Origin of the sequence: Prosthecochloris marina (assembly GCF_003182595.1) — a bacterium.
Classification (GTDB): Bacteria; Bacteroidota; Chlorobiia; order Chlorobiales; family Chlorobiaceae; genus Prosthecochloris; species Prosthecochloris marina.
Window position 1 is genome coordinate 452258 of the sequence record NZ_PDNZ01000001.1, and the last position, 12899, is coordinate 465156.

Below are 12899 nucleotides of genomic sequence, written 5' to 3' on the forward strand. Positions count from 1 at the left end.
AAACCTCTTGCTTAAAGAAAAATCCATAGAGTTCAAGGGCATCGAACCCGTCATTGTCTTTGGACCCCATGATACTTGGCTCAAAAAGATCCGGGAAGAATTTCCAGAGACAAAACTGACGGCTCGTGGAAACAAGCTGCTGATCAAAGGAGAAGAAAATGAAGTAAAACTTCTGGAACAGATTTTCGGTGAAATGAAATTTCTGGCCGACCAGCATGGAGAAATACAGGAAAATGACCTCAATGCCCTGCTCAGTCTCGCATTCACTCCTCCTCCCTCGAGCAAAAATTCTCTATCCACCGACAGTGATACAATTGTCGCTACAAAGGATTATGTAGTAAAAGCAAAAACGAACGGGCAGCGCAGAATGGTTTCCGAAGCAAAACAAAACGATATTGTGTTCGCTATCGGTCCTGCAGGAACAGGCAAAACCTATACAGCGGTAGCAATAGCCGTTTCAGCCTGGAAAAAAAAACAGGTCAAAAGAATCGTTCTTGCAAGACCGGCCGTTGAAGCCGGTGAGAGCCTTGGGTTCTTGCCGGGAGACCTTGCACAGAAAATCGATCCTTACCTGCGTCCCCTCTATGATGCCCTGCAGGATATGCTGACCGCAGAAAAACTCAGAGCGTTAACAGAGCAGAGAATTATCGAAATCGTTCCACTTGCGTATATGAGAGGCCGGACGCTTAACAACTCTTTCATTATCCTTGACGAAGCGCAGAACGCGTCAAACAAGCAGATGAAAATGTGTCTGACAAGGCTCGGCATCAACTCGAGAGCCATCATCACGGGAGATGTAACCCAGATAGATCTTCCAAACAAGGTCGAATCGGGTCTCACAAATGCCCGGACAATACTTCAGGGAATTTCCGGAATAAGTTTCGTGTTTCTCGACAAATCAGACGTTGTCCGCCACCGCCTCGTTCGCAATATTATCGAAGCCTACGAACAGGATGAGGAAAAATAGGACCGGTGAACGCTTCAACGTCCGAAATGACAATTGCGGAACTATGTCCGACCTATCACTGTTAAGCTTTCAAGGGCGTGGAAGGATTGGTGATCCCCTCTGGTAACACTGCTTTTACAACAAAAAAACATACCATCATGGCACATCGAATTACTGAAGAGTGCACCTATTGTGCAGCTTGTGAGCCGGAATGCCCGGTCAACGCTATTTCTGCCGGCGACGACATCTATATCATCGATGAAAGCGTATGCGTTGACTGTGAAGGTTATTTCGACGAAGCAGCCTGCGTCGTGGTTTGTCCAGTCGACTGTATCTTCAAGGTATAAAACACTTTCCATAACAAAGAAATACACTACCTAAACCGTTTTCCGGAAAAGAAATCAGCCTCTTTCCGATAGACCGTTAACAGGTTTTGTCAGGAGGAAAAAAGTTTTATATTAACTTCCTGTTTTACTGATAGAGTTCTTTTTTTCAATTAATCTTTTCTTGTAACTCTTAAGCGAGGAAGTAACATGGCACTTTACATTACCGAAGAATGCACCTATTGTGCAGCCTGTGAGCCGGAATGCCCGGTAAATGCTATCTCAGCCGGCGACGATATTTATATTATCGACCCGAACCTATGTAATGAATGTGAAGGTCTTGACGAGCAGTCTTGTGTAGCTGTTTGCCCTGCGGAATGCATCGTACAGGGATAAGTATTATTATTACGTTTTGCTCATAGACAAAAAGCGGCACGTCAACTTGCATGCCGCTTTTTTTGTTTACCTCCTTTTATTCGGCCCATTCGGAGCATCAATACCACTACCATCAGGAATACCGTCCCCTGAATTTGGTACCGGCCCCATAGGACCGTTTTCCAGAACACGCCCACTCTCTTGTGCAGAATCGAGCCGAATAGTCGCGCCAAAAACAACGGCACTCATCGCTTCAGTAAAATTCCTGTAATTATAACTGCGACAAATAATTACACCTCACTCTCCCTGTTCAAAATTATACCCTTGTTCTTTGCTGTTGTAATCCACCCGCAAAAACACCGTGTTCAAAAAAACAGCGTCATCCTTTTCAGAAAATACAGGCAGAATTTGTGATATGCAGTTTGGTTCTGTAGCTTTACGTGTTATTTTTCCGGGCTTCTTTACCGACAACAAAAAAACAACGCCGGGGTGAGCGATTCTTTCCTCAAAAAAAGTTCAACCAATCCGCAAGGAAACGACGCACGGCAGGAACCATCCCTTAATGTCCGTAAGGTAGTTGCCCCTGGAAAAAGATCGGCTGAACACCTACCCAACATCGTTCTTCTTATCCGGTTTCTGAAACCTGTCACCTGGATTCCGGTAATCTGGAGCTTTTTATGTGGTGCAGTAGCCAGCGGCGCTTTCGGCTGGCAAGATATTATAGGAATCAAGTTCCTGTTGGGCATGCTGCTTACCGGTCCGCTCGCCAGTGGAACCTGCCAGATGCTCAATGATTATTTCGATCGTGACCTCGATGAAATCAACGAACCATGGCGCCCTATCCCAGGTGGAGAAATATCACTCAGAAACGCAACGATACTCATAGCGACGTGGTCGATTCTCTCCGTTGTTGTCGGCTATCTGATACACCCGCTTATCGCTCTGTATGTCGTTATAGGAATCGTCAATGCACACCTCTACAGTGCAAATCCCATCAAGCTCAAAAAAAGGCTCTGGGCCGGCAACATTATCGTTGCAGTCTCATACCTCGTTATACCATGGATTGCCGGAGAGATAGCTTACAATCCTGAATTCACGTTACAGTCCCTTTCTCCCTCACTGATTGTCGCAACTCTTTTCACCATATCGAGTACCGGAACCATGACAATCAATGATTTCAAATCAGCTGAAGGCGACCGCCAAATAGGAATCAGGACTCTACCTGTTGCATTTGGGGACAGGAAAGCCGCAATAATTGCCGCAATCCTTATCAATATTGGACAATTGATGGCAGCAGCCTATATGCTCATGCTGGATCAGCCTTCTTTTGCACTGATTGTAACCCTGCTCATCATCCCCCAGTTTTATCTGCAGTTCAGCCTTGTAAGATCACCGAAAACAATGGATGTGCGCTACAATGCGATCGCCCAGAATTTTCTGGTTGCAGGAATGCTTGTATGCGCTCTTGCAATCAAAAATTTCAGGTTATGATCTGTTCAAAAACCATACACATCACGACAAAAGGCTTCTCTGACATCATCGATCTGACGAATAACGTTGAAAATGTTATCGACGAATCCGGTATCAGGGAAGGGATTGCCAACATCTCGGCAATAGGCTCGACCGCGTCGATAACCACCATGGAATTCGAACCGGCCCTCGTTGAAGACTTCAAAGAAAAACTTGAGCAACTTGTTTCCAGTAGAGAACGCAGTCGCCACTCTGAAACATGGGGAGACGACAATGGTTTTTCGCACATGAGAGCATCGCTTATGGGACCGGGAATAACCATGCCTGTCAGTAAAGGAAAACTTGTACGGGGAACATGGCAACAGGTTGTTTATATCGATCACGACAACCGCCCTAGGGATCGCGAAGTGTTTATACAGATCATGGGGGAACAATAATTCCAAACAAGAAAACATGAACTTCACTCTCTACCCCACCATTTCGGTTATATTGCCAACCTACAACCGAGAAACACGCCTTGTACGCGCGGTTCAGAGCGTCATAGCCCAGACATTCACAAACTGGGAGCTCATAGTCGTCGATGACGGCAGTACAGATAAGACCTTTGAACGCATTTCCGAGTTCATGAAGCAATATCAGACCATTCGTTACATGAAACACTCGAACCGTAAACCGGCCATTTCAAGAAATGCCGGTATTCAGGCATCATTCGGCCGCTATATAACTTTTCTCGACAGTGATGATCACTACTTGCCGGAACACCTTGAATCACGCTTTATATATCTTGAAAAACACCCTGACACAGACCTGATTTCAGGAGGATTTTGTGGAGATGATGACGTTTATGTAACCGATTGTTATCATCCGGAAAGAACCATTCATATTCAGAAATGCATTTTAGGGGCAACTCTTTTTGGAAAAAGAAATCTTTTTTTCTCTCTTGGCGGGTTCGAAAATCTCGACTATGCCGAGGATACCGATTTCTGGAAACGTGCTTCGGAGCGGTTTTCCGTAAAGAAACTGGTCGAACCGAAAACCTATGTCTATGAACGCTCTGACGACAGCATTACACGAAACCGTTAGACAGTGCTGAACGCTGAGTTGCTCAATAAGGCCATCACGCCAGCATACTTGCAACCAAAAAGCCACGAATCGAAGAAAAGAGAGAAAGAAGCATAGAAACAACACACAGTATTCAATAGCCACGTCTTATGCCAAAATCCGTTACCGTATACTGCAGTTCAAGCAACCATTCACCGAAGCAGTACTTCGAAGCCGCATCGGAACTCGGAAGAAGTCTTGCCGAGCGAGATATCTCTCTTGTTTTCGGAGGAGGAAATGTCGGACTGATGGGATGCATTGCAAATGCCGTTATGCAGAATGGTGGAACTGTCCGGGGGATTATTCCGCGTTTCCTCGAAGAAAAAGAAATCGCCCATTATGACATCACCGAACTCCACATCGTCGAAACAATGCATGAAAGAAAAATGAAGCTTGCAGAATGGGCTGACGCTTTCATTGTTTTACCTGGAGGATTCGGCACACTCGATGAACTTGTCGAAGTTATTACATGGCGCAATCTGGGCCATCACGATAAACCCATCTCACTCTTCAACATAGATGGTTTCTGGAACCCTCTGCTGCAATTCTTTGATGTACTTGCTGCACAAAACCTTGTGAAACCGGATCATAGCAAGCTTTACCGGGTATGCAACACAGTTGAAGAAATCATCGAAAATCTTGGTTAAGCGCCCTCTGTGCAAAAGAGTTCATGCAAGCAAACGTTCTATTCTTTCACCGAGTTCATCGATATCGAAAGGTTTGGTAAGGTAATCATCTGCCCCGAGCTTCAATCCTTTTTCTTTGTCGCCGCTCTTGTCCCTTGCCGTGAGCATGATAAGAGGAATAGCATTATAGACAGAATCCTGCCTGATCCGGTCAACGAAAGAAAAACCGTCCATTCCCGGCATTGCCACGTCAACAATCATCAGGTCGGGCATCTGACCCTGATCCAGCAGGTTCAGAGCATCCTGCGCATTTTCAGCAAGCAGCACCTTGAACTTTTTTCCAAGGTTGTGAGAAAGAAGGCGCCGGATACTTGGAGAATCATCGACGACAAGAATACGAGATTGTTTCATTTCAAATGGTTCTTTACAGTTTCAACAATAATCTCCGGTTCAACCGGTTTGGTAATATACCCCTGAGGATAAAGCCTTTTAGCCTCGGACAGCTCTTCAGTCTGCGCCCTTGCCGAAAGAAACACAAAAGGGACGGAGCGGAACCGTTCGTTTTGAAGCAATTTTTCACGGAACTCAAAACCATTCATTTCAGGCATCATGATATCGCAGAGAATAAGATCCGGCACTGACCGGAAACACTGTTCCAAGGCCTCTTTACCGTTCACGGCTTCGATAACCCTATAGCCTGCTTTCTGCAAAGAATAACTGATCAGTCTTCTCGTACTTGATTGATCATCAACCACAAGTATTGATTGTCCGTTATGCTTCATAGTACTATCAATTTTCAGGACGGTACAGCGGTAAACGGACAAAGAAGGTCGATCCAAAACCGTTTCGGCTTTTCACATCAATACTTCCGTTATGCGCAAGAATTATTTCTTTGACAATCGGCAATCCAAGTCCAGTCCCCTCGATTTCTTCACCGGGCCTTTCGACGCGATAGAACTTTTCAAATATCCTATCGAGGTCTTTCTCAGGAATACCGGAACCGTTATCATCAACCGCGAGAACCATGGTATCGTGATTTTTCGAAAGGGTTACACTGACTTTTCCTCCTTCACTGGTAAACTTTATCGCATTACTGATAAGATTAACCGCCACCTGCTTCAAAGCATCAGGATCGGCATATACCAGCAAATTGCTCCCGTAAAGGTCAAGAAAAAGCTCGATATGTCTCTCATCCGCCCGGATTTTCAGGCTTTTACAGGCACTATCGATGATCGCTGCCGGGTCGAGAGCACTTTTCTTATAAGCGACTTTTCCGGAATCTATCCTGGAAATGGTAAGCACATCTTCAATAAGCGAAGAAAGTCTCCGGCTTTCCTCGTGAATAATCCCGAGAAACTCACCTATTGTCTCATGATCCAGCTCATCTCTGTCCCGAAGCAGGGTCGAGGTAAATCCAAGAATTGAGAACAGGGGTGATCTGAGTTCATGAGAGACGTTCGCAATGAAATCATTTTTCAGCCGAATGTTTTCCCTGATAAGCTGCTCGGATTTTTTCTGTTCGGAAATATCTCGGAATATACCGAAAACCTTTTTTTGCCCTGCCGTTTCAAAAAAAGCGCTGTTAACAGCAACATCAACGAGAAAACCGTTTTTCGTCAGAATTTTCGTCTCAACCGATCCCCCTTTAATTTGACCTTGTTTTCGAAAAAAAGCAGGGGGCTTATCACGAACATTTTCAGGATAGAGCGAAGCCATCATCATAGATGAAAGCTCTACAGACTTGTAACCAAAAAAAGACAACGCCCTCCTGTTCCATTGAACAATAGCACCGGTATCGGCATCGGCGACGATGACAGGATCAGGAATTGCATGAAAAAGGTTCCTGTACTTTTTCTGGTTATCCAGAAGAGTTTTCTCAGCCTGTTTTCGTCTGGTAATATCGAGGACTATCCCCCTCAATCCTTCAAAGCTTTCCTTTTTAAAAATGGGAGCATAGTATACCAGAGCAGGAAATATGGTGCCATTCTTTCTTTGGGCTGTGTATTCATGGTTTTCAACTTTCCTCCCCTCCAGCCTCACCTTGATATTCTTTCTGACTTTCGCCCTCTCTCCCGGAGCATACATACGCATAACCTCCAGACCATCACGGAGGTCACTTTGCTTATAGCCAAACACAGAATAACCGGCGCGGTTGAAATAGGTGATATAACCGTCTTTATTGGTTTCAAATACGGGTTGAGGCAAAAGGTCCGAAAGCTCTCTGAACCTCTGTTCACTTTCAGCGAGTGCTTCCCTGCTCTTCTTCTTTTCTGTAATGTCTTCTTTAAGGGCAAGGAAGTGGGAAATATCATGCATGTTATTTTTAATAGGGCTAATGACAGCCTGCTCCCAAAGCAGTTCACCGTTTTTCTTTCTGTTAAGAAACTCACCCTGCCAGACCTCACCACGGGAAACAGTTTCCCAAAGGTTTTTGTAAAAAGCGTCCGAATGCTCACCTGATTTGAGAATACTGATCCTCTTACCTAAAACTTCGTCCATGGAGTAACCGGAAATTCTGGAAAAAGCCGGATTGATATACTCTATCTTCCCCTTGATATCGGTAATGGCGACGGAAACAGGGCTCTGCTCCATAGCGGTTGTAAGAAGCCTCACCCTTTGCTTTAACATCGATTCGGAAAGAGCATTCTTCAAAGTAATTTCGAGACGGCTGTTGTCGATAGGTTTCGTCAGATACTCATACGCCCCCATTTTGATACATTGAACAGCCTGGTCTATGTCTCCGGAACCGGAAATCATAATCACCGGCAGACGATAATCATTTTCCACAATATATCTGAGAACCTCCATACCGCTCTTTCCGGGCATGCTGATATCGAGCAGAAGAACGTCACAGCGACCAGTCGAAACCCGCTCTATGGCTTCATCACCGTTCGAAACGCTCAAAGGCTTGTATCCAAGACGTTCAACGACATGAGAAGTCAACGTTCGCATCATTGCACTGTCATCAACAATGAGTACAACTGCTTTTTCAATGGGAGATTCCATGATCTTGAATCACGTTTCTTACACAATCCTCAATCGCGAAACAGAACCTTATACTCCCGGCTGACAAAAGTATTGGCCAAACGGCGCAATTCGGTTGCGCTCTGATGCTCTTTTTCAAGCACTTTCCAACGATGGTCATCGGTCAATTCCTTGCCACGAAGCATCTGGTTCTTTTTTGTTTCTTTGTATGTAAGATCGATATACACTCCAAGATCAATGCCTTCAGTGGCGATTGCATAGAGACCGTCGATAATAAGCAAGTCGATATCACTGAAATCGGTAACCAGACGATCCACTTTCTCGGTAATGATGTCTATACAGGGCATATCCGCTGCCGTATGACCCTTCCGAAAATCCGCGATATTCCGCTGCAGTTGCTCACGATCGTATTCCTGAGGGCCAATATCCTCAAAGTTGTTCAGCTCCCTGAACGCCCTTCTTTTCAGAGGCTCGATAAGGTAATAGTTATCGGTATGCAGAATCTTGACCCGAATACCCTCCTTTTTAAGCACCGTTGCAAGGGAATGTGAAAGTTCCGACTTGCCCGCTCCCGATTCACCGGAAATAGCGACAATGAACCGGTACCCCGGCTGTTCTTCTTCTTTTGCCTCTTTTTCAACAAGAACCCTTTCGGCTATCGATTCAGCGGCTTTTTTATGCTTTTCGCCAATAAGCAAAATATCATTGAGCATGGGAGTGGGGGTTAAATGAAGCCGCAAACCAAACGACGGCAAAATCATTTCACATGTTAAAAATTATTACTTTACGTTGTTATTATCAAAACTTTACGTTTATGAATAACCTCACCAATGAGCGACCGATCATGAAACTTGTCTTTGTATACAATGCCGACAGCGGACCGGTAAGCGGTCTTTTCGATATAGGCCACAAGCTTTTCAGCCCAGAAACCTACCAGTGCGGCTTATGCAGCCTGACGCATGACACCTTTACCGAAAAACAGATATGGAAGGATTTCAGGGAAAACTCGGATACCGAAATGGAGTTTCTTCACAGAGATGAATTCAAGAAAAAGTACGGAAAGGAATTCGACTACCCGGTTGTTCTGCAGCGAAATGACACGCTTGAAGTTCTCCTTGCCAAGGAAGAGATCGACGCCATACCGGACGTGGAGACACTGATAAAAACGATTGAAGAAAAAGCAGCCGGTTAACATCGGCAAGTGAACCGAAGAAAAATCTTCATCAATAAAATAATTCAAAGCCACGCATCATGATCACTGCCGACATGATTCCTGCCTTGACATTGACACTGCTTGCCGGACTTTCGACCGGTATCGGCAGTGTCCTCGCGTTGACCGTCCATCACACGAACAAAAGGTTCCTGACGTTTGCCCTCGGCTTCTCTGCCGGAATTATGCTCTATGTTTCTTTCGCGGAAATATTGCCGGAAGCCCAGGCTTCGATTCTCGAAGAAGTGTCTGAAAGGAAAGCGGCATGGATCACGACCGCGGCGTTCTTCGGAGGAATCACCCTGATCTGGATCATTGACCAGTTGATGCCACATTTTGGAAATCCGCATGAAACATCACTTGTGGGCACTATCGAAAGCGACAAGCCTGACGAAAGCAAGCTCTACCGAATGGGTATTTTCACAGCCATTGCCATTGCCATTCACAATTTTCCGGAAGGTCTTGCGGTTTTCTTCAGCGCCCTTTCCGACCAGAGCCTCGGTATCGTGATAGCCGTCACCATTGCGTTACACAATATTCCTGAAGGCATGGCCGTCGCTGTACCGGTTTATTTTGCCACAAAAAGCAAAGGTAAAGCATTCAGCTATTCTTTTCTTTCCGGCCTGGCTGAACCCCTCGGAGCCATTATCGGCTATCTTCTGCTGCAGCCATTCCTCACACCGCTTGTCTTCAGCCTTGTACTTGCCGGAGTAGCCGGTATCATGGTGTATATCTCGCTCGACGAACTGCTGCCGACAGCCGAGGAATACGGAGAACACCACCTGGCCATATCAGGACTCGTCATCGGCATGGCCGTGATGGCCGTGAGCCTGCTGCTTTTGATATAAGGCTCCCCTCTTTTATTTATTCCGCGATTCAATCGCGTCGTTGAGCGGTGCTCAGAATCCTGATTTACTCCTGCACACTGCGGGATTCTCCGGCTCCGTTCGCCTCGCACCTGAACCGCTCATCACAATGAATAGCTATGCCCTCAGCAGTCTCTCGCCAATATGCTTGTTTTTTTCGACAGAGGTAGCGTAATTATAAGTAATAATAAAAAAACATTTTGTATAGATGACAGGTGGTGATGTGCAAACACAAAGGAAAAAACAATGCTGAGAAATACCGTCGCAGTTCTATTGACAATTATTTTGTTGAGTGCTGAAATTGCCAAGGGGGCTGGTGATCCAAAAAATATTGCGGGTTACGGCAAAACAACATGGGGTATGACTCCTAATGAGGTAGTTAATGCAGAAGCACCTAGAGCTGAAAAACTAGAGAATCCTGAGAAATTCGAGACAGGATTAGGCATGGTTAAAATTAATGCGATTCAAATTGGCATAAAAAAATTCAATGCGACATTCCTCTTTGATGAAACAAGGCAAAAGTTATACCAAGTCAATCTTAAATGCGTGGAAGAGAAGAACGCCAGTGAAAATGCAGCAACGTTCTCTACTTTAAAGAAACTACTTACGGAGAAATATGGCCCTCCTTCTTATAAAGAAGATAGTCAGGTTGTTTTTTGGGAGCTACCAAAAACCACAATAAACCTAAGGCACGCGCATATTCCAGGAATGATAACTCGAGTAATCGTCATTTATAAACCAACAACGTCAATCGAAAATGCGGCTAAAGACCTATAAGAATCTTACGCCAAACAACCAATTACAACTTATTTTGTAACCTGTTTGCTTTCAATAAACCACCAAAAACAAACATCTGACGTTCAAAAATACACCCGCCACGAACTTCGAAAAGCATGAATTAGAACTGCGGATTGCTCACTGTTGCAGAATCTCGAACCTTATCGTTATCGGGTATGCGACATGCTGATGAACGGCTGTCAAGCATCCTTTATCCAGATTCCGGGATTCGAGTGAGAGGCCCAAATAGTCCTACACGAGGTTCGTACCTCAACGTTGTTTACGGGTTCCTCCCGCCGAATACATACCAGTACAGCCGTTTGTCAGCAGTTGTTCATAGGCAAACCTCTCTTTCTTCTTCATCACCGTCCAGGCGATCACCAGCAGTTTCGCAGCCAGTTTGACCCGGAGAATTCCCATGATTCCTCTTTCCCGTTCACGTCCCTGCAGTTTTTTTGCAAACCAGCATCGGAAAAAGGTATTGCGTGATCCCGCCACCTGTGCGGCATGACTTTGGGGGAGATTGAATACCGGGCTTGACCGGGGATCTGTTTTGCCTTAACAGTTAACCTGCAGAACCTTCGCCCCTTTGATCCTCCGCCGCTTGATGTCCGTGAGCGCCTTGTTGGCTTCTTCGAAAGGATAAAGCTGTACTTCCGGCCTCATTTTCATCTTTTCCGCTATGGCCAGAAACTCTCTTACATCGCCTGCCGTGACATTGGCAACGCTTTTCATCTCTTTTTCCATCCAGAGATGCCTTGCGTAATCAAGCCGCATAAGAACATCCTGATCTTTCGACTCTTTTCGGATCGCGTTTATCACCAGACGGCCGGAAGGTTTGAGGTTCTCCATTGCAGAAAGTACCGGAAGCCAGACAGGTGTTGTATCGATAATCCCTGCAAGCGGTTCCGGCGATGTATCGGCCGTATCACCTGCCCATTCAGCGCCAAGCGAGAGGGCAAATTCGCGTTCTTGCGGGCTCCTCGCGAAAACGTGAACCGCTGAATCGGGATAGAGAAACCGCATCAACTTCAAAACAAGATGAGCCGACGCGCCGAAACCGGTTAGCCCCGCCGCCTGTCCGTTCTGCAGATTCAGGAGTTTCAACGAACGATATCCGACCGCTCCCGCACACAGCAAAGGAGCAGCTTCGGCATCTGAAAAAATTTCCGGAAGAGGGTAAGCATAAACTGCCGGAACAACCATGTATTCCGCATACCCGCCATGAGCATCCCGACCGGTCGCACGAAAGTCCTTGCAGAGATTTTCCTTCCCGTCAAGGCACAGCTCACATTCACCGCAAGCTGAATAAATCCACGCCACCCCTACCCTGCTGCCAATCTCGAGTTCACTCACCCCGGCACCCTGAGCAACAACCTCACTCACAACCTGATGCCCCGGAACAATCGGGAAAAAAGCCGGTGGCGTCCTCCCTTCTATCTCATCAAGCTCCGTATGACACACCCCGCACGTCCTCACCTTCAGCAACACCTCACCCGCCCCCGGTTCCGGAACCGGCATGTCAACCATGCTCAACGGTTCAGTGTTCTCCGATAGATCTGTGATGCATTCTATAACCTGAGCTTTCATGACAAGATCAAGATTCGTTCTCATTTCCAATAACCTCTTTTTAGAGAAACGACAACATTGACTAATCTGCGAAGAGTAAAAAACGAACAACACCGACCGTACCTTCTTTTGAAAAAGGCGTTTTTTATCGAATCGAGCCGTCCTCCCGAACTCCTTGTTCTTTCATTGCCTCAACTTCACAATAAACTGTAGTCCATTTCTCCCATTATCCAGCTGACCCAAATGAAAAAGTTGAACAGAAGCACAATACCAACTATCATAATCGGGATACCGATTATTAATCCTACAACTCTGTTCAACTTTTTTATAAGTGTTTTAATCCACGTGAGCCCAAATAGAATACCTCCGACAATGGAATAAACGAAAACAACAGGCCCAATACTATTCTCAACCTTTGTATATATGGCTGTGATGATAATCGGCAACCCAAAAACAAAAAGGCTGTGGAGACTACTTGTTCTGATCTCTTTCATTTAGGGGACGTTGTTTATTAGCGATAAAAGACAGCAAAAATAGCGAACCATACAGCTTTTGTCACAACTGTTGTCTCCAGGGGTCTGTTCAGAAAACTGTGTAAACAGCCATTCTTCATAAAGGTACTCTTCCCTGGAATTTAATGGAAAGCTGATT

The 12899-nt window shown here is 45.6% G+C and carries 18 protein-coding genes; 10 read left to right on the forward strand and 8 right to left on the reverse strand.

Annotated elements, in window-relative coordinates; genetic code table 11:
- Positions 1-7 precede the first annotated feature (7 nt).
- From CR164_RS02120 to CR164_RS02130, 3 genes are all read left to right on the forward strand, one after another.
- Positions 8-967 carry a PhoH family protein gene (locus CR164_RS02120; RefSeq protein ID WP_110022252.1) on the forward strand — a complete coding sequence of 320 codons (960 nt, stop codon included), beginning with the start codon at positions 8-10 and terminating at the stop codon, positions 965-967.
- Between the two features lie 137 nt (positions 968-1104).
- Positions 1105-1293, forward strand: coding sequence for a 4Fe-4S binding protein (locus CR164_RS02125; protein WP_110022253.1), 189 nt, complete (start codon positions 1105-1107; stop codon positions 1291-1293).
- 186 nt (positions 1294-1479) lie between these two features.
- Positions 1480-1665, forward strand: coding sequence for a 4Fe-4S binding protein (locus CR164_RS02130; protein ID WP_110022254.1), 186 nt, complete (start codon positions 1480-1482; stop codon positions 1663-1665).
- A 66-nt stretch (positions 1666-1731) separates the two neighbouring features.
- Here the strand turns inward: CR164_RS02130 and CR164_RS12980 are convergent, their stop codons facing one another.
- On the reverse strand, positions 1732-1893 hold the full coding sequence (locus CR164_RS12980; RefSeq protein WP_153303683.1) for a hypothetical protein: 162 nt from the start codon (positions 1891-1893) through the stop codon (positions 1732-1734).
- A gap of 240 nt (positions 1894-2133) precedes the next feature.
- On the opposite strand from CR164_RS12980, the gene chlG reads away from it, so the two are divergent.
- The 4 genes from chlG (at position 2134) to CR164_RS02150 (ending at position 4862) form a co-directional block, all read left to right on the forward strand.
- Entirely contained in the window at positions 2134-3135 is a 1002-nt protein-coding gene (chlG, locus tag CR164_RS02135; protein ID WP_110022255.1) for a chlorophyll synthase ChlG, read from the forward strand.
- Positions 3132-3551, forward strand: a complete 420-nt coding sequence (locus CR164_RS02140; protein ID WP_110022256.1) for a secondary thiamine-phosphate synthase enzyme YjbQ — start codon at positions 3132-3134, stop codon at positions 3549-3551. Before chlG ends, CR164_RS02140 begins: the two co-directional genes overlap by 4 nt.
- Positions 3552-3567: 16 nt before the next feature.
- Entirely contained in the window at positions 3568-4197 is a 630-nt protein-coding gene (locus CR164_RS02145; protein WP_110022257.1) for a glycosyltransferase family 2 protein, read from the forward strand.
- A gap of 128 nt (positions 4198-4325) precedes the next feature.
- Complete coding sequence (locus CR164_RS02150; RefSeq protein WP_110022258.1) at positions 4326-4862, forward strand: LOG family protein; 537 nt, start codon at positions 4326-4328, stop codon at positions 4860-4862.
- 21 nt (positions 4863-4883) lie between these two features.
- Here the strand turns inward: CR164_RS02150 and CR164_RS02155 are convergent, their stop codons facing one another.
- The 4 genes from CR164_RS02155 to CR164_RS02170 are packed head-to-tail and all read right to left on the reverse strand — an operon-like array spanning position 4884 to position 8539.
- Positions 4884-5252: a response regulator transcription factor gene (locus CR164_RS02155; RefSeq protein ID WP_110022259.1), complete on the reverse strand. Its 369-nt coding sequence runs from the start codon at positions 5250-5252 to the stop codon at positions 4884-4886.
- Positions 5249-5623: a response regulator gene (locus CR164_RS02160; RefSeq protein WP_110022260.1), complete on the reverse strand. Its 375-nt coding sequence runs from the start codon at positions 5621-5623 to the stop codon at positions 5249-5251. The genes CR164_RS02155 and CR164_RS02160 overlap by 4 nt, the downstream gene beginning before the upstream one ends.
- Positions 5624-5630: 7 nt before the next feature.
- Entirely contained in the window at positions 5631-7847 is a 2217-nt protein-coding gene (locus CR164_RS02165) for a PAS domain S-box protein (RefSeq protein WP_110022261.1), read from the reverse strand.
- A 29-nt stretch (positions 7848-7876) separates the two neighbouring features.
- Positions 7877-8539, reverse strand: a complete 663-nt coding sequence (locus CR164_RS02170) for a uridine kinase (RefSeq protein WP_110022306.1) — start codon at positions 8537-8539, stop codon at positions 7877-7879.
- 131 nt (positions 8540-8670) lie between these two features.
- Here CR164_RS02170 and CR164_RS02175 point away from each other — a divergent pair, with 131 nt between their 5' ends.
- The 3 genes from CR164_RS02175 (at position 8671) to CR164_RS02185 (ending at position 10679) form a co-directional block, all read left to right on the forward strand.
- A complete protein-coding gene (locus CR164_RS02175; protein WP_110022307.1) occupies positions 8671-9018 on the forward strand; it encodes a GTPase in 348 nt (115 codons plus the stop codon).
- A gap of 59 nt (positions 9019-9077) precedes the next feature.
- Entirely contained in the window at positions 9078-9884 is an 807-nt protein-coding gene (gene zupT, locus CR164_RS02180) for a zinc transporter ZupT (protein ID WP_110022262.1), read from the forward strand.
- Between the two features lie 264 nt (positions 9885-10148).
- Entirely contained in the window at positions 10149-10679 is a 531-nt protein-coding gene (locus tag CR164_RS02185) for a hypothetical protein (protein WP_110022263.1), read from the forward strand.
- Positions 10680-10949: 270 nt separating this feature from the next.
- Here CR164_RS02185 and CR164_RS02190 read toward each other — a convergent pair whose 3' ends face one another.
- From CR164_RS02190 to CR164_RS13140, 3 genes are all read right to left on the reverse strand, one after another.
- Positions 10950-11177 carry a hypothetical protein gene (locus tag CR164_RS02190; RefSeq protein WP_193525188.1) on the reverse strand — a complete coding sequence of 76 codons (228 nt, stop codon included), beginning with the start codon at positions 11175-11177 and terminating at the stop codon, positions 10950-10952.
- 60 nt (positions 11178-11237) lie between these two features.
- The gene (locus CR164_RS02195) at positions 11238-12269 is read right to left on the reverse strand and encodes a zinc-dependent alcohol dehydrogenase family protein (RefSeq protein WP_110022308.1); all 1032 of its coding nucleotides are present in this window, start codon (positions 12267-12269) and stop codon (positions 11238-11240) included.
- A gap of 176 nt (positions 12270-12445) precedes the next feature.
- A complete protein-coding gene (locus tag CR164_RS13140; RefSeq protein ID WP_110022264.1) occupies positions 12446-12742 on the reverse strand; it encodes a hypothetical protein in 297 nt (98 codons plus the stop codon).
- Positions 12743-12899: the final 157 nt, after the last annotated feature.